The 23,552-nt window shown below is 70.8% G+C and carries 19 protein-coding genes and 1 pseudogene; 12 read left to right on the forward strand and 8 right to left on the reverse strand.

The genetic code is table 11. From position 1 onward, the window contains the following. Window positions 1-137: 137 nt before the first annotated feature. Entirely contained in the window at window positions 138-1,847 is a 1,710-nt protein-coding gene (locus V1258_RS14600) for a glycoside hydrolase family 32 protein (protein WP_329750362.1), read from the reverse strand. A gap of 235 nt (window positions 1,848-2,082) precedes the next feature. Here V1258_RS14600 and V1258_RS14605 point away from each other — a divergent pair. From V1258_RS14605 to V1258_RS14615, 3 genes and pseudogenes are all read left to right on the forward strand, one after another. Beyond that, a pseudogene (locus tag V1258_RS14605) lies at window positions 2,083-2,199 on the forward strand (LacI family DNA-binding transcriptional regulator); the annotation flags it as partial. Window positions 2,200-2,446: 247 nt separating this feature from the next. Next, window positions 2,447-3,823 (forward strand): glycoside hydrolase family 32 protein, encoded by a 1,377-nt coding sequence (locus V1258_RS14610; protein WP_329750363.1) that lies wholly within the window; start codon window positions 2,447-2,449, stop codon window positions 3,821-3,823. Window positions 3,824-4,134: 311 nt separating this feature from the next. Continuing rightward, window positions 4,135-4,455 carry a hypothetical protein gene (locus V1258_RS14615; RefSeq protein WP_329750364.1) on the forward strand — a complete coding sequence of 107 codons (321 nt, stop codon included), beginning with the start codon at window positions 4,135-4,137 and terminating at the stop codon, window positions 4,453-4,455. A 57-nt stretch (window positions 4,456-4,512) separates the two neighbouring features. Here the strand turns inward: V1258_RS14615 and V1258_RS14620 are convergent, their stop codons facing one another. Beyond that, window positions 4,513-4,779 (reverse strand): hypothetical protein, encoded by a 267-nt coding sequence (locus V1258_RS14620; protein ID WP_329750365.1) that lies wholly within the window; start codon window positions 4,777-4,779, stop codon window positions 4,513-4,515. A gap of 236 nt (window positions 4,780-5,015) precedes the next feature. On the opposite strand from V1258_RS14620, the gene V1258_RS14625 reads away from it, so the two are divergent. Next, window positions 5,016-6,221 (forward strand): MFS transporter, encoded by a 1,206-nt coding sequence (locus V1258_RS14625; protein ID WP_329750366.1) that lies wholly within the window; start codon window positions 5,016-5,018, stop codon window positions 6,219-6,221. A 140-nt stretch (window positions 6,222-6,361) separates the two neighbouring features. Here the strand turns inward: V1258_RS14625 and V1258_RS14630 are convergent, their stop codons facing one another. After that, window positions 6,362-6,838 carry a hypothetical protein gene (locus V1258_RS14630; RefSeq protein WP_329745491.1) on the reverse strand — a complete coding sequence of 159 codons (477 nt, stop codon included), beginning with the start codon at window positions 6,836-6,838 and terminating at the stop codon, window positions 6,362-6,364. A gap of 134 nt (window positions 6,839-6,972) precedes the next feature. Beyond that, window positions 6,973-7,935, reverse strand: a complete 963-nt coding sequence (ku, locus tag V1258_RS14635) for a non-homologous end joining protein Ku (RefSeq protein WP_329750367.1) — start codon at window positions 7,933-7,935, stop codon at window positions 6,973-6,975. A 128-nt stretch (window positions 7,936-8,063) separates the two neighbouring features. On the opposite strand from ku, the gene V1258_RS14640 reads away from it, so the two are divergent. Continuing rightward, a complete protein-coding gene (locus tag V1258_RS14640) occupies window positions 8,064-10,583 on the forward strand; it encodes an ATP-dependent DNA ligase (protein WP_329750368.1) in 2,520 nt (839 codons plus the stop codon). 92 nt (window positions 10,584-10,675) lie between these two features. Here V1258_RS14640 and V1258_RS14645 read toward each other — a convergent pair whose 3' ends face one another. Beyond that, window positions 10,676-11,092: a hypothetical protein gene (locus V1258_RS14645; RefSeq protein ID WP_329750369.1), complete on the reverse strand. Its 417-nt coding sequence runs from the start codon at window positions 11,090-11,092 to the stop codon at window positions 10,676-10,678. Between the two features lie 97 nt (window positions 11,093-11,189). Between V1258_RS14645 and V1258_RS14650 the strand changes: the two genes are divergently transcribed. From V1258_RS14650 to V1258_RS14665, 4 genes are all read left to right on the forward strand, one after another. Next, complete coding sequence (locus V1258_RS14650; RefSeq protein WP_329750370.1) at window positions 11,190-12,278, forward strand: DUF4241 domain-containing protein; 1,089 nt, start codon at window positions 11,190-11,192, stop codon at window positions 12,276-12,278. 699 nt (window positions 12,279-12,977) lie between these two features. Next, window positions 12,978-13,718: a hypothetical protein gene (locus tag V1258_RS14655; RefSeq protein WP_329750371.1), complete on the forward strand. Its 741-nt coding sequence runs from the start codon at window positions 12,978-12,980 to the stop codon at window positions 13,716-13,718. 337 nt (window positions 13,719-14,055) lie between these two features. Further along, window positions 14,056-14,397, forward strand: a complete 342-nt coding sequence (locus V1258_RS14660; RefSeq protein WP_329750372.1) for a GNAT family N-acetyltransferase — start codon at window positions 14,056-14,058, stop codon at window positions 14,395-14,397. After that, a complete protein-coding gene (locus V1258_RS14665) occupies window positions 14,291-14,872 on the forward strand; it encodes an SLC13 family permease (RefSeq protein WP_329750373.1) in 582 nt (193 codons plus the stop codon). Before V1258_RS14660 ends, V1258_RS14665 begins: the two co-directional genes overlap by 107 nt. Window positions 14,873-15,029: 157 nt before the next feature. Here V1258_RS14665 and V1258_RS14670 read toward each other — a convergent pair whose 3' ends face one another. Both V1258_RS14670 and V1258_RS14675 read right to left on the reverse strand, forming a co-directional pair. Next, complete coding sequence (locus tag V1258_RS14670; protein WP_329750374.1) at window positions 15,030-16,208, reverse strand: Gfo/Idh/MocA family protein; 1,179 nt, start codon at window positions 16,206-16,208, stop codon at window positions 15,030-15,032. Window positions 16,209-16,248: 40 nt separating this feature from the next. After that, window positions 16,249-17,946, reverse strand: coding sequence for a glycoside hydrolase family 13 protein (locus V1258_RS14675; protein ID WP_329750375.1), 1,698 nt, complete (start codon window positions 17,944-17,946; stop codon window positions 16,249-16,251). 86 nt (window positions 17,947-18,032) lie between these two features. On the opposite strand from V1258_RS14675, the gene V1258_RS14680 reads away from it, so the two are divergent. From V1258_RS14680 to V1258_RS14690, 3 genes are all read left to right on the forward strand, one after another. Continuing rightward, the gene (locus tag V1258_RS14680) at window positions 18,033-19,250 is read left to right on the forward strand and encodes an ROK family protein (RefSeq protein ID WP_329750376.1); all 1,218 of its coding nucleotides are present in this window, start codon (window positions 18,033-18,035) and stop codon (window positions 19,248-19,250) included. Window positions 19,251-19,560: 310 nt separating this feature from the next. Further along, window positions 19,561-21,261: a hypothetical protein gene (locus V1258_RS14685; RefSeq protein WP_329750377.1), complete on the forward strand. Its 1,701-nt coding sequence runs from the start codon at window positions 19,561-19,563 to the stop codon at window positions 21,259-21,261. An 88-nt stretch (window positions 21,262-21,349) separates the two neighbouring features. Then, window positions 21,350-22,309 (forward strand): ABC transporter permease, encoded by a 960-nt coding sequence (locus V1258_RS14690; RefSeq protein ID WP_329750378.1) that lies wholly within the window; start codon window positions 21,350-21,352, stop codon window positions 22,307-22,309. 84 nt (window positions 22,310-22,393) lie between these two features. On the opposite strand, the gene V1258_RS14695 is transcribed toward V1258_RS14690, so the two are convergent. After that, window positions 22,394-23,541 (reverse strand): IS3 family transposase gene (locus tag V1258_RS14695; RefSeq protein ID WP_329750379.1). Its coding sequence is split into 2 segments (ribosomal slippage): window positions 22,394-23,271 and window positions 23,271-23,541, totalling 1,149 coding nucleotides; the frame shifts between segments, so codons are not numbered across the junction. Between the last annotated feature and the right edge of the window lie 11 nt (window positions 23,542-23,552).

A 23,552-nucleotide genomic window follows, 5' to 3' on the forward strand; every position in this document is an offset into this window, starting at 1 on the left:
GCAGGACTCGCGGCACAGCGACGACGGCGCGGTGTCGCCCCGAGAAGGGGCGGCACCGCGCCGCGGTGCGTGCGGGGCGCCCGCCCGGTGTTCGCGCGATGTGCCCTCGGTGCCCGCGCGACCGGCCGCAGGTCGGGTCAGTGCGCGCGCAGGCGCAACCCTGTGAACCGCGCGGTTCCGCCCGCCGCGTGCAGGCGCACGTGCTCCTCCCCGGGGGCGGGGTGGACAGTCATCGAAGCGACGGTGCGCCCGTCGTCGAGGAATACCTCCACGCTCTGCGTGTCCACGAGCACCTGCAGATGCGCGGAGCGGGCGTCCGGGGCGATCGGGGCGACAGCCGCGGTCCGCCCCGCGAAGGGCTCTGCGTCGCCGTCCTGCGCGATCGCGCTGCCGCTGCGGTCCACGCGCAGCTGCCCGCCGCCGAGCGTGATCCGGGTGCCCCGCGAGCCGTTCGCGGACCCGACCACGGTCACCGCCGCCTCGGCCCCGTCATCCCAGCTCACGTCCATCTCCAGGCCGAACGCGCGCCCCAGTGCACCGAGCTCGACCAGGCCCTCGGGCTCGGCGTCGGCCCCTGAACCCTCGTCCCCTGAACCGTCGGCCGCGCTCTCGCCGGACGCCCCGGCGGCGACCTCCTGGTCCGCGAGGTCCCGCGCGGCGGTCGCCGTCGCGGCGAGCGTCGGCACCGGGGTCGAGACGAGCGTCAGCGCATCGTCGTCGCGCACCAGGCGCACCTCGCGCACCACCGAGTACTGGCCGTCGTAGCCGTCGGTGGCCGCTGTCGCGGAGGCCGCGCGCGCGTAGGCCCAGTTGTTCATCCAGCCGATCGCGTGGCGCACGTGCTCCGGGTCCTCCGCGGACGGCCAGGTCACCGCGGCATACCAGTCCTGGCCGCGGTCGAGCCAGCGCGGCGCGGGGTCCGCCGGGGTGAAGCGCTCACCGTCCCAGTCGCCCACCCAGTACGCGTAGTTCGTCGGCTCATCGGCGCCGCTGCCATCCAGGCTCGCGCCGAGCACCCAGTGCGCGGTGCCGTCGTCCGCGGTGAGGGGGAACAGGTCGGGGCACTCCACCCCGCCGAGGTCCGGGCCGCCGGGATCCAGATCGCGGTAGGCGAACTCCTCGCGCGGCTCCCAGGAGCGCAGGTCCGGGGAGGTCCAGAAGGCCACGCGGTGGTCGCGGCCAAGGGCGCACACCCACTGGCCCCGTTCCGCGTCCCGCTGCAGCTTCGGGTCGCGGAACCAGGAGGCCTGCGCGAGCTCCTCCTCCGTGCGGGCGGCGGGACCGTCGGGGTTCGTCAGCACCGGCTCGGGCTCCAGGGTGAAGGTCGCGCCGTCGGAGGAGGCGGCGAGGTACTGCTCCTGCAGCTCGGCGCGCCCGTCCGTGGGCCGGGTGGCCAGCGCGATCACGGTGCCTGCACCGAGGCCCGCGGTGTCCTCCTCGTCCACCACCGCGGAGCCGCTCCACACGTCGACCCCGTCGGCCCCCGCCAGGGCCGTGCCCTGGTGGGTGAAGGTGACCAGGTCCGTGCTGGTCCAATGCGCCCAGGCGGTGGGGCCGGGAACGGTGTCCTCGGCGTGGTGCAGCCCGTAGACGTGCAGGGTGTCGCCGATCCGCACGGGGCGCTGCGGGTCACCGATCCAGCCGCCGGGCGGGGTGAGATGGAAGCGGGGGCGGAGGGTCGCGGACCCGCCGTCGGTCGCATCGGCGCGCGTGCCGGAGCTGTCGCCGTCGGCGTGCTCCGGGCCGCCCGCGCCCCGGGTGCAGGAGCTCGCCGCCAGCACCAGCGGGGCGGCGACGACGCCGGCGGCGGTGCGCTGCAGCAGAAATCGTCGGGTGGGGCGGGTCATAGCGGCTCCGGGTCGAGGCGGCGGGATCGATGCGCCCCCTTGCGCGGCCCCGACGGTAGCGAACCGTGACGGCGCACCTCCACCGGGTGTGAGGGGCGCCGCGGTCGGGACCGGCCCGGTGATCGGTCGGCGGCCGGTCCGGCGGGTGCGCGGATCCCCCGGTGCCTCGGCGTGTCCTTCGCCGTACGCTGGGGGAGTGACCTCCGCCGCTCGCCGCCGCCCCACTTCCGCCGATGTGGCCGAGCGTGCCGGGGTGCCCCGGGCGACGGTCTCCATGGTCCTCAACGGCCGCACCGAGGGCACCGTCTCGGCGGCGAACCAGCGCAAGGTGCTGGACGCCGCCGCGGAGCTGGGCTACACCCGCTCCGCCGTGGCGATGTCCCTGCGCGAGCGCCGCACCCGCACGATCGGCCTGATCAGCGACGAGATCGCGACGTCCCCCTGGGCCGGTCGGATGGTGCGTGCCGCGAACCACGCCGCGGCGGAGCGCGGCTACATGGTGCTCGCCGCGGACCTCTCGCTGCGCGAGGCGACGATCGAGGGGGCCGTGCGGATGCTCGCTCCACCCCGATCCCGCCTCCCGGAAGGACTGAGAGACCATGACGACCTCACCCGCCGCCGCATCCCGGCCCGTGCACTTCCCGGCCCTCCACCGCGTGCACGACCGGGGCTGGATCAACGATCCCAACGGGATCCTGCACCACGACGGCCGCTGGCACGTCTACTTCCAGTACAACCCGGCCGCGTCCCGGCACGGCGACATCGAGTGGGGCCACATGGCCTCGACCGATCTCGTCAGCTGGCAGCGGGAGCCGGCCGGCCCGGTGCGCCGTCCCGGCGAGGCGGACCGGGGCGGCTGCTGGAGCGGGGTGGGCCTGGTGGACACCGCGGCCGACGGCACTCCCGTGCCGACCCTCGTCTACTCGGGGGTCGACGGGGTGGCCAGCCACCTCGCGCAGGTGCTCGTGGCACGCACCGATGAGCGTCTCGAGCAGGTCACGCGCACCACGCTCGCTGCCCCGGTCCCCGCGGGCGTGGCGCTGGAGGGGGTCCGCGACCCGTTCCTGGTCGAGCTGGACGGCCGACGCTGGGGGATCCAGGGCGCCGGGATCCGCGAGGGCGACCAGGTGGTCCCCGCGGTCCTCCTGTACGACGCGACCGACCTCGAGCACTGGGAGTACCTGGGCCCGCTGCTGACCGGGCACGACCCGGTGGCGGCGGAGCACGTGCCCGCCGAGATCTGGGAATGCCCGCAGCTGGTGCGCGTCGGCGAGGACTGGGTGCTGATGGTGTCGCTGTGGTTCCGCGAGGATCGGGTGCCCGGCAGCATCACCGAGTCCGCCTACCTGGTCGGGTCCCTGGCCATCGGTGAGGGCGGCCTGCCCGTCTACCGTCCCCGCTCTGGAGGGACGGTGGACCGGGGCCCGGACTTCTACGCACCGCAGGCCGTGGCCGACCCCACGCAGGAGCGGGTACTCACCTGGGGCTGGTCCTGGGAGCACCGCACCCGTACCCAGGAGCAGACCGATGCCCAGGGTTGGGCCGGCTGCCTGACCTTCCCGCGTGCCCTGTCCCTGGACGGCGACGTACTCGTCTCCACCCCGGCCGCCGAGCTCGCGGCCCTGCGCGGTGAGGAGCTCGCGCTCGCGGGCGTCGGGGCGGGCGAGGGGTCGGTCGACGAGACGGCTGGTGTGTCGGCCGACGGGGCGGGCCGCGCGCTCGTCCTGTGCGCGCCTTTCCGGGCCGAGGCGCGGCTGACCGGACCGGCGCGCGTGGTGCTGCGTCGGGCTGACGGCACCGAGGAGACGCTGCTGGAGCACGACGGGGGCGCGGCGACCCTGCTGCTGGACGGCGGGATCGCCGAGTTGCTGCCCGCTGCCGCGACCCCGACCACGGTGCGGCTGTACCCGGGGGACGAGGACGCCGTGGTGCTCATCGGGGCGATCGACGAGGCGTGGGAGCTGCGGCTTCCGTGAGCGGGGCCGCCGGCGGGAGCTCGTGATGGACCGGCCGTGCGGCGGAGGGATAGTCGGGGTGAGCTGCTCCCGCCCCGCCCCGCCCCGGCCTCCCGGAACCGCTGCACACTGGGGCGAATCCTCGCCCGATTCCCCCGAGTCTGCAGGTCTTTCGCGGCGGGGAGACGCGGCGGCGTCTCGGCGCGCGACCGTCGGGACATCGTGGTGGCCCGGAGGATGACCCGGTACCGTGCAAGGAGCCGGGCGCAGCCGCTCGGCGGCGGTGCGGGTCCGGCCCGCACTCGCACCTCGACCTCAGGGGGATCGTCACCGTGGAACTGATCACCGTCGCCGGCCATCCCGAGCCGGTCAAGGCCTCGCCCGTCGCCGCCCGCCTGCTGCACGAACGTCTCGACTCCGTGCGGGACAGCCGCGGGGACCAGGCCGCGGCGGCGCTCGAGCGGTTGGTGGGGGAGCGGATCGGCACGCTCCTCGCGGCAGGGACTCCGAGCATCGACGTGGCGACGATGCGGTCGATCGTCGACTACATCGAGCTGCCCTCCGAGGATGAGCCGGCGCCGACCGGTCTCGGCAAGACGCTGCAGGGCATCAAGGACAAGCTCGCCCAGCGCGGCGGACCGGTCGGCGGCTGAGTCGAGGCCGTCCCGCGGCCGCCGTCCCGGCCTCCCCACAGGTCCGCCTGCGTCGGCTCAGCCCGCGGCCGGCCGACGGATCGGCCCCTCGCCGTCCTCGTCGCGGGCGTAGACCAGGAAGAACCCGCGCTGGATATCCGCCCGATAGTCGACCAGCACACCCAGCGCGCGCAGCTGCGCGATCCAGGCGTCGAGCTGCTGAACGTCCTCGGAGGTCCCGCAGGGCAGTCCCGCGCGCCGGAGGCTCTCCCGCTCGAGCATGCGGTGGATGAAGGTGTCGCGATGCTCCTCGCGCACGTCCCAGGGAACCGGGGAGAGATCCATGGTGAGCTGCCTTTCCGGGCCGGATGTGCGGGGTGACGAGAGGCGTCCGTGCGTGCTGCCGCTCCCGAGAGAGTAGGGCGGGGGTCCGACGCCCGAGTCCACGGCCCGGAGCCGGCGTGACCGACGCACCCCGGTCTGTGTACGATCGTCCAAGCCGTCGGCCCCGACGCCGGCGCCGGCCCTCGTGGTCACCCCGCGCGCCCGCTGGGCCCCCTCTCGAAAGACGCCTCCACCCCGTGTACGCCCTCCTCCTCGCGATCATCTACGTCGCCTTCATCAGCCTCGGCCTGCCCGACTCCCTGGTCGGCGCCGGCTGGCCCGTCATGCATCAGGACCTCGCCGTCCCCGTCGCCTTCGCGGGGATCCTCACGATGATCATCGCGAGCGGCACGATCGTCTCGAGCCTCGCCTCGGAGCGGGTCACGCGACGCTTCGGCGCCGGGACGGTCACCGCGGTGAGCGTCGGCATGACCGCTCTCGCCCTGCTCGGCTTCTCCTTCTCGCCCACCTTCTGGATGCTGTGCCTGTGGGCGATCCCGTATGGCCTGGGCGCGGGCGCGGTCGACGCGGCGCTGAACAACTACGTCGCCCTGCACTACGCGGCGCGGCACATGAATTGGCTGCACAGCTTCTGGGGCGTCGGCGCCTCGATCAGCCCGTTCCTCATGGGGTACGCGATCTCGGCGGGCCACGGCTGGTCCGCCGCGTACCTGTGGATCGGCCTGCTGCAGGCCGCGCTGATGCTCGCACTGCTGGTCAGCATCCCGCTGTGGGGGAAGGTCGACCGCGAGCGGGCACGGCCGACGGAATCTCCCGATGCCGGCGCCGCACCCGACGCCGCCCCCGTCGGCCCCGTGCCGCTGCTGACCGCGCTGCGGATCCCCGGCGTGGTGCTGATCCTCGTCACCTTCTTCGCGTACTGCGCGCTCGAGTCGACGGGCCTGCTGTGGGCGGCGACGTACCTGGTCACCGAGCGGGGCGCCCCGCCCGCGGCCGCCGCGATGCTCGGGGCCCTGTTCATCCTCGGCATCACCGCGGGCCGCTTCCTCGCCGGCTTCTTCGCGGACCGGATCGGGGACCGCGCCCTGATCCGCGGCGGCTTCGCGATGATCGGCGTCGGCGCGCTGCTGCTCGCGCTGCCGCTGCCCACTGACGTGGTCGGCTTCGTGGGTCTGCTGCTCGCGGGCATCGGCTGTGCGCCGATCTACCCCGCGATCATCCATTCGACCCCGGCGAGCTTCGGCGCCCGGAACTCGCAGGCGATCATCGGCATCCAAATGGCCGCCGCCTACACCGGCTCCACGATCGCCCCGCCGCTGTTCGGCGCGCTCTCCGCGGTCACCGGGCTGTGGGTCCTGCCGCTGTTCCTGATTGTCCTGGTGGCCCTGGGCATCGTGATGTCGGAGCGGCTCAACCGGCTGGTGGCCACCCGCGCCGCCTGACCCGTCGGCCGTACCCCGCCTCGCGGGACCCCTGCAGAGTGGGCGGAATGCGGCTCCAATTCGCCCCAGAGTGCAGGGGTTACGGTCGCCGCGGCCCGCGGCGGGCGGTCACGGGCGGGACCTCACCGCCCGGCGAACGATCACCGTCCGGCGGCGCGCTCGTCCCGGAGTCGGGCGAGGTTCGGCAGCGGGCACCAGGAGCCGATGCGCGGGTAGTCGACGGTCACGCCGGCGACGCCGTGCTGGCCGAAGGACATCGCCCAGTCCAGACCGGCAGGCAGCGGCACGAGCATCAGCGGCACCGCATCGCCCTCGGTGATCAGCCCGTTCGCGATCGCCCCCTCCTTCGCACGGGTGGCGCTGGTGTAGATCGCGAGCATGTTCCCCGGCGGGGCCGCGAGGAAGTAGGGCCGCGGCTCCTCGGGGGTGCCGCGGTTGATGACCACCCAGTTGTCCAGGGCAGTCACCGCCCGCCACAGGGCGATCTGCGGCTCGATCTCGGTGGGGCGCGCGCTCGAGATCTCGTGGAGTCGGTCGATCTCGGCGAGCTGGTCGGGGTGCGGCTCGAGGGATCCGCGGGTGGGCTGGTCGTCCGGGCCGGGGGAGGGGCTGCTCATCGCCCCACCCTATGCGCCGCTCCCGGGAACGCCCTCGGCGACCACCTCCGCGAGCCGCATGGCCGGATCGGCAGACCAGGGACGGGTCTCCGCCGGCGGGCATAGGCGCCTGACGGCGGGGGCGTGAACACCCCCTAGGCAGACTTCTTCGTCGAGCCGGACTTCTTCTTCGTCGAGCCGGACTTCTTCTTCGTCGTCCCGGACTTCTTCTTCGTCGTCGACGAGCGCTTCTCGGTCCCTGATGATTCATTCGTCGCCGACGACCTCGTCGACCCGGTCGTCGTCCTCCCCGAGGCCGACGATCCCGCGCTCCGCTTCTTCTGCACGCTGCGCTCGAGGGCGTCCATCAGGCTGATGACCTTGCCGTCGCCCGCGTCGTCGTCGGTGGAGGAGTCCTTGCCGAAGGTCGCCTCGGTGTCGATGGCATCGCCCTCCTCGAGCTTGGCATCGACCAGCTCGCGCAGCTGCTCCTGGTACTCGTCGGTGAACTGCTCCGGGTCGAAGTCCCCGCTGAACTGCTCGACGAGCGCGGCGGACATCTTCCGCTCCTTCGCGCTGATCGTCGTCCGCGACGGACCGAAGTCGACGTCCTGGAGATCGGTCGGCCAGCGCAGGGTCTGCAGGGCGAGCAGGTCCTCGTGCACCCGCAGCACCCCCAGACGGGTCTTGGAGCGCAGGGTGAAGGTGACCACGGCCGTGCGCTCGGTGTCCTCGAGAGTGCGGCGCAGCAGTACGTACGCCTTCGAGGAGCGGCCCACCGGCTCGAGGAAGTAGGAGGTCCCCAGCAGGATCGGGTCCACCTGATCCCCGGGGACGAACTGGACGACGTCGATCTCGTCGTTGTCCTCCGCCGGCAGGTCCGCGAGCTCCTCATCGGTGAGCACGACGGTCTTGTCTCCGTCGTCGTAGGCCTTGTCGATGTGCTCGTAGTCGATCTCGCGCCCGCACACCTCGCAGATGCGCTGGTACCGGATCCGTCCCTGGTCCTCGTCGTGGACCTGGTGGAAGGACAGGTCGTGCGACCGTGTCGCCCCGTAGAGCTTCACGGGGACGTTGACGAGCCCGAACGTGATCTCACCGCTCCATATCGCGCGCATGCCCCATGACAGCACAGTGCTCGCCGCCTGGCCAGGGTCGAGGCCCCGGGGCGCGGGGCCTCGGACCGATCGGTCGCCGGTCGGGGCTGCTCCGTGACGGATCGGCGGAACGGGGGCACAGTGGCTCCATGGCACACGGTGAGCAGAAGGTCGAGGTCGACGGTCGCACGCTGAGGGTCTCGCACCTCGAGAAGGTCTACTACCCCTCCACGGGCACCACCAAGGGCGAGGTGCTGGACTACTACCGCCGCGTGGCCGGGGTGATGGTCCCGCAGGCCGCACGCCGCCCCGCCACCCGCAAGCGCTGGGTCGACGGCGTGGGAACCGCCGAGCATCCCGGGAAGGTCTTCTTCCGCAAGGACCTCGAGGACCACGCCCCGGACTGGATCCCGCGGGCGGACATCGATCATCAGGACGGCACGTCGACCTACCCCCTGGTCGACGAGCCGGCCGTGCTCGTGTGGCTCGCCCAGCTGGCATCCCTCGAGATCCACACCCCGCAGTGGCGCTTCGACGCGGACCTCTCACCGTCGAACCCCGACCGGCTCGTGCTGGACCTCGACCCCGGCGAGGGTGCGGGGCTGGCGGACTGCGCCCGCGTCGCCCACTGGTGCCGCGAGATCCTCGACGGCATGGGGATGGCGTCCTTCCCGGTCACCTCCGGCTCGAAGGGCATCCACCTGTACGCGCCCCTCGACGGCACCACCACGGCCGAGGAGATCGCCCAGGTCGCCCACGAGCTAGCCCGGGCCCTCGAGGAGGACCACCCCGATGATGTCGTCAGCGACATGAAGAGATCGCGGCGCGTGGGCAAGGTGCTCGTGGACTGGTCGCAGAACAACGGCCACAAGACCACCGTCTCCCCGTACTCGCTGCGGGGTCGCCTGCGGCCGACGGTCGCCGCGCCCCGCACCTGGGCGGAGATCGAGGATCCGCGGCTCGAGCAGCTGGAGCTCGAGGAGGTCCTGCGGCGGGTCGAGGACGGTGTCGATCCGATCGCGGACCTGGGGTTGAGCGGCGACGGTGAGCCGGCCAGCGGGCCCGAGGATCGCAGCACGCGGGACCGTCTGGAGGTCTACCGCTCCAAGCGCGACGCTGCCAGGACCCCCGAGCCCGTCCCCGAGCGCGTGCCGGCCACCGAGGCGGCGCAGCACGCGCTCGATGCGGACCAGCCCATGTTCGTGATCCAGGAGCATCACGCGTCGAGCCTGCACTGGGACGTCCGTCTCGAGCACGACGGTGTGCTGGTCTCGTGGGCCGTGCCCAAGGGGCCGCCGCTGGAGGTGGGCGTAAACCGCCTGGCCGTGCAGACGGAGGACCATCCGCTCGACTACGGCACCTTCGAGGGCAGCATCCCGAAGGGAGAGTACGGCGGCGGCGACGTCACCATCTGGGACACCGGCACCGTCGAGATCGAGAAATGGCGCGAGGGCGAGGAGATCATCGCCGTCTGCCACGGTCGTGAGGACGGCGGGCTCGGCGGGGTGCCGCGGCGCTACGCGTTCGTGCACACCGACGGCTCGGGCGGGAAGCGCGCGAGCCGGGCAGCGAGGGAGAAGGCCCGTGCCCACTGGCTGATGCACCTCATGAAGGACCAGCCCGAGGCCGGGCCCTCCCGCGCCGCGACGCCCGATGCGGCCTCCGACGCGGGGGACGATGCGGCGACGATGGGGGAGCCGATCGCCCCGATGCTTGCCACGCTGGGCAGTCGCGAGGACATCCGCGACCAGGACGACTGGGCCTTCGAGATGAAGTGGGACGGCGTGCGCGTCATCGCGACCGTCACGGCCAGCGCCGTACGCCTCACCAGCCGCACCGGCAAGGATCTGACCGCGACCTTCCCCGAGCTCGCCGAGCTGCAGGACGCCATCGACCCCGCTGTCCTCGCGGCCGGTGAGACCGTGCTCGACGGGGAGATCGTCGCGCTCGACGATCGCGACCGGCCGTCCTTCTCCCGCCTCCAACAGCGGCTGGGGCTGACCCGTCCGCGGGACGTGGAGCGGGCCCGGCAGGACGTGGAGGTGCACGTGATGCTCTTCGACCTGCTCGTGCGCGGCGGGGACTCGCTGCTGCGCACCCCGTACCGCGAGCGTCGGGACGCCATGTTCGACGTGGTCGCGCCGAGCGGGCACGTGCAGCTGCCGCACGCGGACCACGGCGACGTCGACCACGCGATTGCGCTCTCAAAGGAGCTGCAGCTCGAAGGCGTCATGGCGAAGACGGAGACGGGCGTGTACCGGCCCGGCAAGCGCAGCCGCACCTGGATCAAGATCAAGAACGCCCGGCACCAGGAGGTGGTCGTCATCGGCTGGCGGCACGGCAGGGGCGGTCGCTCCGGCGGCATCGGCTCCCTGCTGCTGGCCGTCCCCGACTCAGGCGGCGAGCTGCGCTACGCAGGCCGCGTCGGCACCGGATTCAGCGATCGAGACCTCGAGCAGATCGCCGCCACGCTCTCCTCCCGCACTCGGAAGACGCCCCCGGTCGATGACGTGCCCTCCGCGGACCGTCGTGACGCCGAGTGGGTGCGCGCGGACCTCGTGGCCGAGGTACAACACACCGAGCGCACGGCCGACGGCCGACTCCGCCACCCTGTCTGGCGCGGGTGGCGGAAGGACAAGGCTGCGGACGAGGTGCGTTGGGAGGAGTGAGCGGGTGCGGTGCTCGCCACCGGCACCGGCAGCCGCCGCGCGGACTCGATCGCGCCGACGGATGCGTGCAGGGTTCGCGGGCGGCGCGGAGCTCAGCTCGTCGTCCACTCGTACTCAGCCGTGAAGCCGTCGATCTGCGGGTCGGCCACGACCTCCAGGTAGAGCCAGGTCCCCTTGCCGTCGCCCTTGAGCTCGAGGGGCAGATCCTCGATGACCACCGGCTCCTCCGGGCTCAGCTCGTACTCGTGCCAGTAGTCCGCCCCCTCGATCCGCAGCGTCCCGCTGCCGGACTCGATGGTGAAGGTGCCGCTGACCACCGCCTGCGAGTGCGTGCGGTTGGAGTCGAGCGTGGTGTACCACTTGCCGTCGGAGCTCTTGTAGGTGAGGGTGCACGAGTGCTCGCCCCCGCCGCCGCTGCAGGACTCTTTGAGCCGCTCCGTGCAGCCGGTGAGCGCGAGCGAGATGATCAGCAGTCCGATGGCGCCCCCGCGCCGGATGTTCCCCCACATGCCGGCGATCGTACTCGGGTGGGGAGGCCGGGGCAGGGCCGCAGCGGCTCCGCGGAAACCCCGTCTCCCGTCGCCCCCGGCCCCTACGATGGCGCCCATGACCGCTGATGATGCGACCGTCTCCGCCCGCAACGCCGCTGAGGAGCGGGTGCTCCGCTTCGGCGCCGACTTCGACGAGCAGTGGCGGAAGGCCGCGCCCGCCTTCGAGGACCGCGCGTCGGGGTCGATGCGCGAGGCCTTCGTGCAGTGGCGGGCTCTGATCGCCGAGCTGGTGCCGCGGCACTTTCTGGATCCCGACCCGCGCGGTCTCAGCCAGTCCTTCGGCAATCCGCCGGAGTACGGCCCGCAGGTGGAGACCCTGATCGACTCCGAGGTGGCCGGTGACGTCGCCCATGTGCGCACGACGCGCTCGGGGGCGCTGACGCGGATCCACGAGTACATCCTCCAGGCGCAGGACGAGGACTGGCGGATCGTCGCGATCGAGGACTACAACGGTGATCCCGCCGAGCCCTTCGTCGCGCCGGAGTCCGCCGAGGAGCTGCGCGCCGCGACGAGCCCCGAGGCTCCGCTGACCGAACTGCCTGAGGGGGAGCGGGGTCTGGACCACGTCCACAACTTCACCCCGCGGGAGGTGGTGCGCAGCGCCGAGGGGGAGCGCGAAACGGTCGAGCGCTCCCTGATCGGCACCCTCGTCACCTCCACCGGGGTGCTGACGGTCTTGGACGCCGGGTACAACAACGACCGGGCCCGGCCGTTTGCGCACACCGTGACGCCCGGCGACTACCCGGTCGAGCGGGTCACCGTCGCGGGTCGCAACGCCGCCGTGCGGGTGCTCTTCTCCGACGAGGCGCCGGTGAGCTGGCATCCGGCGCGGCTCCCCGACAGCGGGCACGTGTTCGGGGTCGACTCCGGCAGCGCCTGCATCGTCGACTACCCCGCGTATGCGGCGCAGACCCGGCGGGACAAGGCGGCGGTGTGGCGGACCTTCGGCGCCGCCGAGCGCCCCGCCGCGATCGAGGTCCCGCTCCCGGGCGGCGACCGGGGCATCATGGTCGACTCCGGCACCGGTGACGGCTCCTACCCGGTGTACTGGGGCGCCGATAACGAGGGCCGCGTCGTGCAGCTCGTCATCGATTTCATGCTGCTCGTCTACGGGGACGACGACGGGGTGCTGCGGCACCGCTGAGCGACGACCCCGGGAGGCGGGCGATGCACGGACTGACCGGGTGCTCACGCAGGCCGCAACCGCGGCCGGCCTCCTCGCGGCCCTCACCGAGATCGACCCCGCCCCGTCGCGGACCGTCCTCGGCGCCCCGCGGCGACGTCTCCGCGCCGATCTGCTCGCCGTCCCGGCCGGGCTGATCGCGGGCCAGTACCAGGCGAGGAGGGGGCGCACTGGTTCGACACGTCGGCCATCCCGCCGGAGGAAGTCGAGGTGGGCCCGGAGACGCTGCGTCGCGCCGGCAGGGCACGCATCCGCTCTTCGAGCGCGGGGAGCCGGTGGACACGGACACCCATCTCACCGAGCTGTTCGCAGACCGGGCGATCGACTTCATGAAGCTGGAGTTGCGGGGCCGCGAGGTCCGCCGCAGGCGCGCACCCGTCACCACGGCCCCATCCGGCGCCCACCACGGCCGCCCGCGGCACCACCCGCGATGCTCGCCCTGAGCAGGGAAATCCGGGGGCGGAAAAGGGGGAGAGAACGGCCCGCTGACCTCTATCATCTCAACCACCCGCAACGGTTCTCGTCGGCGTGGCACCGTCACGCCGTCGACAGCACGAAGCGGTCCGCTCCGACCACCACCGGTGATGCGCCGGTGGAACGGCCCGCCCTCGGATGCCGTGGCAACGGAGGACAGCCAACGCCAGTGACAAGGAGCAGGTCATGAGCTTCGAGCGAAGACTGCAGTCCCTCATCCGCAACGCCTCCGACGAGCCGGGCGTCAGCTCGCTCGTGGTGTTCGGCTCCACGACCACGGATGCCCAGCACCGCCGCGACCAGTACTCCGATATCGACTTCAACCTGTTCATCACGCCTGACGAGGCGGGGGAGAGCGCTCGGAGCTCGTGGCCGTTCCTCCCCGACCCCGACGCCCTCGTCGCCACCGCCCGTGAAGGCGGCGACGGCGGCCTGGCGCTCTACGACGACGGCCTCGTGATGGAGTTCGGCGCCGGGCGGCCCTGGGGCATCTCGGATCCGGACCGCGAGGTCCTCGTCGACGGCGGCGACATCGTCGTCAGCGATCCGCCTGCCCCGCCGGACCCGGCGAACCAGATCCGGGTGTTCCTCATCAAGCTCCTCATCGGGTACGGCAGGACCCAGCGCGGTGAGGTGGTGGCGGGCCAGGTCCATCTCCACAACTATGCGCTCTCGGCGCTTGCCGACGCCCTGCGGGGCCGGCTCGCACCGGACGCGCCGCGCAACCCCTACGATCCGCTGCGTCGTCTGGAGCAGTCCCTGCCCGAGGTGGCGGAGCAGCTGGCGCGCCTGCAGCGCGAACAGCCGCACGCATGCGCCTTGGGCCTCCTGGACCTGGCGGAGGAGCGCCTCGCGCCCGGCTGGGACGACTTCCCGACGGAGGCCTTCGCGGTGGCTCGCCGCGCGCTGGACCAGCCGAGCGCCTGAGGGATCGCCGCGGGGCAGGCGGCTGATGCGACGTCGGCAGAGCGCGATCCACGCGTGAAGCGTCCCGGGTTTGTCAGAGGCTCGCAAGTGCCGCGTCGGCGGGTACCGGCACGGGGTGGTCTTGATGGTAGGCGTCCTCGAGCTCGACGGACCGGACTCGTGATCCTCGGGGTCCGTTCGCTGATGCAGCAGCAGATGGACCTCCTGCGAGGCGCGCGGGTCGGGCATCACGACGCGTGGCCTGATGACGACCGGTCCCGGCCAAGGCCCCGCGGCTCTTCGACTCGCCACCGCTGATGATCTCGAGGGCCTTGCTTCCCTTGATCAGCATCCCCGGGTGGAGACGCTCGGCGCCGTGATCGAGGCCGGTCGTCTGCTCGTCGCCGAGGGAGACGAAGGGATCCTCGGCTGGCTCCGATGGGGGCTCTTGTGGGACGAGGTCCCGTTCATAAACATGCTCTTCGTCCTCGAGTCGGCCCGTGGCCATGGGCACGGCGGCACGCTGGTCGAGGAATGGGAGGCGCGTGCGCGGAACGACGGGCACGACGCGGTGCTGACCTCGACGCGGTCCGATGAGCCCGCCCAGCACTTCTACCGCCGCCGCGGCTATACGGACGCAGGCGTCCTGCTGCTCCCGGACGAGCCCGCAGAGCTCATCCTGCGCAAGGAGGTCCGCTGAGGCCTCATCGGTTACGAAGCGGATCGACTGGAACACGATCCTGCTGCTCGGCGGCATCATCACCTACGTGGGCGTGCTGACGCGCCTGGGCGCCATCGACCAGCTCGGCGAGGCCGCCCGCTCCGTGAGCTCCCCGCTCGTCGCCGCCTTCGTGATCTGCGTGGTCGCGGCGCTGGTCTCCGCCTTCGCCTCCACCATCGGGATCATCGGCGCGCTCGTCCCGCTCGCCGTGCCGCTGCTGGTCCCCGGCGGGGGCCTGGAGATGACCGGGTTCATCTATGCGCTGGCGATCTCCGCCTCGCTCGTGGACTGCGCCCCCTTCGGCACGACCGGCGCGACGATCGTCGCCTCGACCGTCGAGGAGCATCGGGCGCGGGTGAACCGGAACCTCACCAGGTGGGGGCTGTCGACGGTGATCATCGGGCCGGTGGTGACGCTGGCGACGATGGTGGTGCCGTTCGTGATCGCGGGATAGCGAGCATCGCGGGCGGAGAGACGGGGACGGCTCGAGGGCTCCCTCCCTCGCGCCGTCCCCGTTCCTCGGCCCGAGCCCGTGCGACCCGTGGACCTGACCGCCGTGCGACCCTCGCCCGGCCGCGCGCAGCCGACCCAAGGCCCCTCCGTGGCATCCGTCAGTCGGCGAGCGCCTCACGCACCGATCCCCAGGACTCGAGCACGGCTCGAGCATCGGGATCGGTCTCCATCGCGATCGCCTGTGTGAGCGCTTCCTGCAGGAGCTCGTCGACCACGACCCGTTCGCCCGTCTCCGCGGCGAGGGAGGCGGCTTCGACCATCGCGAAGCTCAGGACGTTCGACCGGACCGCCGTCAGCGGGGTCCTCCCCTCGCGCAACGCCGAGACGAACTCGATCAGCGAGGCGTCGATCTGGTCGGGCTCGACGTCGTCGTCCGCGGCGACCTCGGCCTGCAGGTGCGTTGTCTCCTCGGCATCCGCGGTGCCGAACACCGGACGGCCGATGCCGTCCCAGGTCGCCGAACCGTTCTGCAGACCGATCCTCCACTCCCCGTTCCACAGCGTCTCGAGCCCGCGGATGTCCCAGGAGCCGTTGTAGGTGAACAGCGAGTCATCGTCCATCTCGAAGATCGCGGTGACGGTCGCGTTCTGGTCGTAGGTGGAGTTGGACGGATGGATCTCCCGGGCGGTCACGGCGACCGGATCGACACCGAGAACGTACCGGACCGCGTCGAAGTTGTGGATGCCGATGTCCCGCAGCTCGGGATGCCTCTCCGCCTTCCGATACCCGCTGACATCGGCGAACATCGAGAAGAACACGCTGGTGATGACGTTCGGACCGTGAGCGCGCGTGAACTCTCGCAGCTGGCGCACCTGCCGGAAGAAGCGTCTGGACTGGGAGACCATGAACGGCACCCCGGTGACCTCGCTGTGTGCCACGAGGGTGAGCGCCTCGGGCAGCGTCTCGGTCACCGGCTTCTCCCCGAGCACGGGGATCCCCGCGCGGAGCGAGGCGATCGTCACCGGGCGGTGGGCGACGGGGACGGTGGAGTTGATGAGGATGTCCGCGCCGACCTCTTCGGCGAGCTGCACGCCGTCGCTCCCGACCGCCACCCTCGCAGGGTCCGCACCGGCGTGATCGATCGCCGTGGCCGGCAGGTCCGGATCGAGGTCCGCGATGCCGACCAGCTCGGCGACCTCGCTGCTCTGGACGACCTGGGCCCACCATCGACCCATTCCGCCGGCGCCGACGACGACCGCGCGGGCGGGGCGGTCGGGGTCGAGGCCCGAGTAGGCGGGGGCGGCATCGGGATCGCGAGTGGTGAGCTCGGACGTCATGGCATGCTCCTTGGGTGGTGACGACGGTGGAGGTGCGCGGTCAGCTCTCGCTGCGGAGCCAGACCGTGGTCGCCCCGGGCAGCTGGTCCTCGATCGGATCGCTCGCGAGAACGAACTGGCCGGTCGGCAGCGCAACGGGTTCGGTGCCGAAGTTGGTGACGATCTCCCAGCCGTTCGGTCGGCGGAAGCGGAGGACGTCCTCGTGGCCCGTCTCGAGCCATTCGAGGGTCTCGGAGGTTTGGAGCTTGTGCCGGAGCCGGAGCGCCCGACGGTACAGGCTCAGCGTGGAACCGGGGTCGGCCTGCTCCGCCTCGACCGAGTACTGGGCGAACCATGCCGGCTGCGGAAGGTGCGCGCTCCCCGTGCCGAAGCCGAACGACGGACCCTCGCTGGTCCACGGGAGGGGGACTCGGCAGCCGTCACGGCCCAGGCCGTCGTGGCTCCACTCCTGGGTCTCGACGCAGCGGAGAAAGGCCGGGTCCTGACGGGCATCGGCCGGGATGTCTCCCACCTCGTGCAGGCCGAGCTCCTCGCCCTGGTACAGGTAGGCGCTCCCGGGAAGCCCGAGCAGGAAGAGTGTCGCGGCGCGTGCACGCCGGGTCCCGAGCTGGAGATCGACCCCGGCGCGGGGCGCGCCCTCGAGCATCCAGGCGGTGCCGGCCTTCCTGCCGGTGTCGGCGGCCGGCGGCAATCCGTAGCGGGTCGCATGGCGCGTCGCGTCGTGGTTTGACAAGACCCAGGTCGAGGAGGATCCGGTCCGTGCCGACTGCTCAAGGTCGGCCTCGACGACGGACCGGAAGGAGCTCGCGTCGAAATCGGCCCACATCAGGTCGAAGTTGAACGCCTGGCCCAGGCTCGCGGAGGAGGCGTACCTCGCGCGCCGCTCAGGTGTGGACACGTGCGCCTCCGCGACGGCGACGCGGGGAGTGTCGTACTCCTCGAACACCTCTCGCCACTGGGCGTAGACGTCCTGGAGCTCGTCACGGTCCTGGAGGGGATGCGTGCCGTGGTCGGCGTCCATGGCCTGCAGCTCGTCCCAGGAAGGGAGCTCCGCCGGCAGGTCCTTGACCAGCAGCTGGGCGACATCGACCCGGAACCCGTCCACCCCGCGGTCGGCCCAGAAGCGCAGGGTGGTCAGGAAGTCCTCGCGGACCTCCGGATTGTCCCAGTTCCAATCGGGCTGCTCCTTGGCGAAGGTGTGCAGGTACCACTGGCCGTCCGCGACCCGGGTCCATCCCGGTCCGCCGAAGGTCGAGGGCCAGTCGGCCGGGGGCAGCTCACCGTCCTCGCCCTTCCCGTCGCGGAAGATGTAGCGCTCACGCGCCGCGGAGCCGCGCGGCGAGGCCAGGGCCTCCTGGAACCATGGGTGCTGGTCGGAGGAGTGGTTCGGGACGATGTCGACGATCAGCCGGATCCCTTCCGCATGCAGCGCGGCGACCAGGCCGTCGAAGTCCTCCAGCGTTCCGATCCGAGGATCGACGTCGCGGTAGTCGGCGACGTCGTAGCCGCCGTCGGCCAGGGCCGAGGGATAGAACGGGCTGAGCCACACCGCGTCGATCCCGAGCTCGGTCAGGTAGGGCACGCGGGATCGGAGCCCGGTGAGGTCGCCGATGCCGTCCCCGTTTCCGTCGGCGAAGCTCCGCGGGTAAACCTGGTAGACGACGGCCTGGCGCCACCAGTCGCGGTCGGTTGTGCTCGCGCCCGGGGGGACGAGCGCGTTCAGAGTGTCGGTCGACATGTCTTCCTCAGGGGGCAGGCGGCGGTGCGGTGCGGGGATCTCCAGATTTGGACCCTAAAACAATACGGTGATGCACACTGTGGAGCATGTCAAGTCGATCTCTCGCCTCGCGGAACTCGTCGTCCTCGCCGGTCCGGTCCTCCCAGCAGGTGCGCGACGTCAACTCGGTCGTGGTCCTGGACGCACTGTGGGGAACGGCCTCGGAGCACGGGATGACCGGGGCTGAGCTGATGGAGATCACGGGGCTCTCGCGTGCCACGGTACTGGCCATCTGCGACGGTCTGCGAGAGAGCGGCTGGCTGCTGGAGGACCGCGCTCCGAGTGCGGTGCCCGGCCGGGGGAGGCAGGCCAGGCGCTTCGCCTTCAACGCGGATCGCGGCTACGTGGTGGCGGCCGATATCGGCCTGAACTCGGTGACCGCGGTCGTCGCGGACCTCGCCGGAGGGATACGAGGACGTGTGCGGCATCGCATCGATCAGTTCGATCCCGGTGTCGACAGGACCGATGAGCTCCGCCACAGCATCGGCGAGCTCCTGGACTCGACGGGGATCGGCGCGGAGCGGATCGTGGCCGGCTGCATCGGCGTCGCAGCCTCAGTCGACCCCTCCGGTGCGCCCACCCCCGGCAATGCCTTCTGGGAGAACTTCCGCCTGGACCTGCCGCGGCTGCGTGAGGAGGCCCCGTGGCCGCTCTCGTTCGAGAACGATGCGAACCTGGCCGCGCTGGCCGAGTACCACTCGGTTCCCGGAGGCTTCCCCGGCCCCTTCGTCACCATGCTCTCCGGTGACCGCTTCGGTGCGGGCATCGTCGTCTCCGGACGCCTCCTGCGCGGAGCCCATGGGAGCGCGGGGGAGATGGCGTACCTGGAGCGGGTGCGCGGGGTCGAGCACCCGCTCGGCCTCCTGCCGGTGACGCGGGAGCTCATCGAGAGGGCCGAGGTCGCCGGGCGTGGGACCAGCTTGCGCCGGAAGGCGCGGACCGGGGAGGACACCGCGTTCGAGGAGACGTTCATGGCGCTGGACGAGGGTGATCCCGTAGCCCGGGACATCGTGGCGGAGCTCGCCGAGCGACTGGCGCTGACCGTCTCGAGCTTCGCGCTCTTCGTGGACCCGGCCCGGGTCGTGATCGCCGGCGGTGTCGCGGAGCTGGTGGGGCGTCTGCTCCCCGAGGTGCGGGTGCGACTCGCCGAGCTGATGCCGGTGGTGCCCGAGGTCGTGGCCTCGGACCTGGGTCGAGATGTCGTGGTGGTCGGCGCGGTCCGCAATGCCATCGAGATGGTGCGAGCCCGGAGCCTGCCCGGCTGATCGGGAGGTCCGCCCCGTCCTCCCTGTCCCTGCGCCATGAGCGGGCCGATGTCGTCCCGCAGCTGTGCGCTGTGCGTTGCCCGCCGCTGTGCGCTGCCGCCGAGTCTGCCCGCCGCGCGTCCGCACGGCAGTCTTGACAGCCCCGGCTCGGTCGCCCTAGTGTTCCCGGTGGATCCAGATTTAGTCCCTAAATCTTGACTGGAGGACGTGTCGATGTCCTCTGCGGCGGGCCCTCGTCGGACGGCCTGCGGGCAGGATCCCCGGCTCCGCGCGGCGCCGGACACTGATGTACTCAAAGGAGAGTGGAGCGATGATGGGACGAGGACTGACTCGACGGACGGTGATCGCCACGGGCGTGGTCGGCGGGCTCGCCCTGTCCGGATGTAGTGGGGGCGGCGGTGGTGGCGAGACCGACGAGTCGGGCAGGCCCATCGTCACCGTCCAGGTAATCACGGATGCGCGCGCCAAGGCGATGTCGGAAATGCCCTGGACCAAGGACCTGGAGGAGGCCGCCGGGTGCACCATCCGTTGGCAGGAGACGGCCAGCTCCTCCTGGGACCAGCAGAAGCAGGCCGCCCTCGCGGCCGGGGACGTGGCCGACGTGACCATCAGCGGGTACGGGGCCGGGGACTGGGGCGACTACAGCAGCCTGTTCCTGGATCTCACCCCGGAACTGGCGAACATGCCCAACCTCTCCGCGACCTTCGAGAGCGCGCCCTACGCCAAGGTCGCCTCCCTCTGGGACGGGAAGATCTTCGGGGCACCGGCCGTGAACATCGGCTCCGTCGCCAGTGGCGCCACCCACATGTTCATCAACAAGAAGTGGTTGGACGAACTGGGCCTGGATGTCCCCACCACCTGGAGTGAACTGGAGACCGCCCTGATCGCCTTCAAGGAGGAGAACCCCAACGGGAGCGGCAAGAACGACGAGATCCCCCTGGACTTCAACCCTCCGGGATCCGAGGGATGGGGCGGGTTCCAGCCCAACGTCCTGATGGGGAGCTACGGGATCCCGGTAACCGGGGGTGGCAGCGGTATGTATGCCGAGGGCGGTGTCATCAAGAACTACCTGACGCATCCGGGCTACAAGAACCTCGCGATCTACCTCAACAAGCTGTGGAAGCAGGGACTGATCTCGAGCGAGGCCTTCACCCAGGACTGGTCCAAATACACGTCCACCGCGAAGGGGGAGGGCGACGTGGCCAAGGTCGGCGTCACCTGGATGTGGACGCCCTCGGACATCTTCGGGACGGAGCTCGCCGACCAATACATCACCATCCCCTCGCTGAAGGTCGAGGACAGCGAGAAGGACCCCGTCTGGTGCTTCAGCGGTGACGGTCTGAACTATGGGCCGAACAAGATCTCGGTCTCCGCGCAGGTGGGGAACAAGGAAGCCGCGCTCAAGGTCGTGGATGCCTTCTTCCTGCCCGACATCAGCGTGCAGGCTCGGTACGGGGCCTTCGATCTCGCCGTGAAGAAGAACGGGGAGAAGGACTACACCGTGCTGGAGCCGGAGGACAAGTCGAAGAACTCCTCCGACTGGCAGTTCCAGAACTCGCTCGCCGACCGCGGTCCGGGCTGGGTCACGCAGCCCGGTGTCACCGTCACCCTCCCCAAGGAGCACGTGGAGGTGCGGGAGGTGGACGCGGTCTACGACGAGGACTACGCGCGCCTGGACCTCAACAAGGACGTCATCTACGGAGGCGTCTCCTTCACCGCGGAGGAGAGCCAGGAGTATTCGCTCAACGACACGGGCATCGGCCAGTACGCGATGAGCACCTTCGCGAAGTGGGTCACCGAGGGCGGTGCCGAGGCCGAATGGGACGGCTACCTCGCGGAACTCGAGAAGAACAAGCTGCCCGACCAGATCCGCATTCAGCAGGCGGCCTACGACCGGTACATCACCCTGCTCCAGGACGAGGGAACCGACCTCAACAAGGAACTCGCCGGCGAGGGCATCGAGTACGAGGCCAACGACGACGGCTCCGGGACCATCACCAACACGAACTGAGTCGCGCACCATCCGTGCGTGACGGGCTGCAGGTGGGGAGAAGACTCCCTGCCTGCGGCCACGGTCCGAGGCCGAGGAGGGCCAAGACATGAGCAGTGCTCAGACCGAACAGGCGGTGGTCGCCGAGAGCGTCCACCGCGTGCGTTCGGAACCGAGGAAGCGAGCGGTCGGCGATCACCTGCGCCGGTACTGGCAGCTGTGGCTGATGGTGCTCCCGGCGATCGGGTTCATCGTGCTGTTCGCCTATGTCCCCATGTACGGGATCCAGCTCGCGTTCCGGGAGTTCGACGTCACCAAGGGGCTCACCGGTGGCGAATGGGTGGGACTGAAGTACTTCACTCAGTTCTTCAACAATCCCCAGTTCGGCCAGATCATGGTCAACACGATCACGATCAGCCTCTGGACCCTGGTGATGGGGTTCTTCGCGCCGATCGTGCTCGCGCTCCTGATCAACCAGATCGGCAGCAAGCAGATCAAGGGTCTGACGCAGACCATCACCTACATGCCGCACTTCATCTCCACCGTGGTCATGGTGGCGATCCTGCAGATCTTCCTCACCCCCGGCAGCGGGATCCTGGGACGGTTCTTCGGGCAGACCAGCCTGATGGGGGACGCGGGCGCCTTCAAGCATCTCTACTGGATCTCGGAGATCTGGCAGCATGCGGGCTGGAACTGCATCATCTACCTGGCCGCGCTGTCCTCCATCGACATGGCCCTCTACGAGGCCGCCAAGATCGACGGCGCCGGTCGCCTCCAGCTGATCCGGCACGTCGACATCCCGGCTCTGCTCCCCACGGCGGGCATCCTGCTGATCCTCAACATGGGAGGCGTGCTGGGTGTCGGCTTCGAGAAGGTCTACCTGATGCAGAACACGCTGAACATCACTGCCTCCGAGGTCATCGCCACCTATACCTACCGGGTGGGGATCCTAGGCAACCAGTTCTCCTACTCGACCGCCATCGGCCTGTTCAACTCGGTCGTCAACTTCGCGTTCCTGATCCTGGCGAACTTCATCGCCAAGCGCGTCAGCAACACGAGCATCTTCTAGGAACGCCGCCATGAGTACTCCCACCCCTGCCCACGGCCCCTCCGCCGGTCAGTTCCCACCCAAAGTCATGGGCCGCCCCCGTTGTTAGGTCCGGTCTCTGTGTGAGTCGTCGGGTTCCATTTCGTGGGTGCAGTGGCGATCATAGTCGGCCGGGGTGAGGTAGCCCAGCGCCGAGTGGCGTCGCACGGTGTTGTACTCGACCTTCCAGTCGCCGATGACGACCTGGGCGTGCAGCAGTGAGTAGAAGCTGTTGATGTTCAAGCACTCGTCGCGCAGGCGGGAGTTGAACGACTCGACGTAGCCGTTGAGCCACGGCGAGCCGGGCGGGATGTACGACAAGCCGGTGCGGGTGCCGGCCCAGTCGGCGATCGCCTGGCTGATGAACTCGGGCCCGTTGTCGCTTCTGAGGACCGCGGGCGGGCCGTGCAGCTTGACGAGGTCGTCGAGATGGTCGGTGAGACGGTCGGCGGTGATGGAGCGTTCCACGAGGCCGCCGAGGCAGACCCGGGTGTGCTCGTCCACGATCGACGCGATCTTGATCGGACGCCCGGCCTCGTCGACGTCGAACTGGAAGTCGATGGCCCACACCACGTTCGGGGCGCACGCCTTGGGGGCGTCCGCGGTCGAGGAGCCGATGCGCTTACGGCGACGTTGCTGGGGCACGCGTAGGCCTTCCTCGCGCCATAGCCGCTGGATCTTCTTGTGGTTGACCTGCCAGCCCTCGCCGCGGGCGTCGTGGTACGCGCGCCGGTAGCCCCAGCGGGGGTGCTTCTTCGCGTAACCGCGCAGCCATTCACGCAAGGCGGCGTCGGGGTCGGCGACGGTATCGGCCTTGAGGGTGCGCCGGTAGGCGGACCTGGATAGCCCGGTCAGCCGGCACGCCATCCGCTCGCTCACCCGCATCTTCGCGATGAGGTGAGCGACGGCGGCGCGCCTCCTGCCCGGGCCTAGAAGTTTCCCTCTGCCAGCTCCTTCAGCGCCGCCTTCTCCAGCTCTGCTTCAGCGAGCAGACGCTTGAGGGTGGCGTTCTGCTTCTCGAGCTCCTTGAGGCGCTTGGCGTCGTCGGCCTTGAGCCCGCCGTACTGGTTGCGCCACCGGTAGTACGTCTGTTCCGACACGCCCAGCTCGCGGCACACCGCCGCGACGTCCGCGCCATCGGCCAGCATCCGGTCGGCCTGTCCGAGCTTGCGCACGACCTGCTCAGGCGTGTGCCGCTTCCTCGTGTTCGTCATGATGAGACCAG

The organism is Brachybacterium sp. J153, from assembly GCF_036311905.1.
Lineage (GTDB): Bacteria > Actinomycetota > Actinomycetes > Actinomycetales > Dermabacteraceae > Brachybacterium.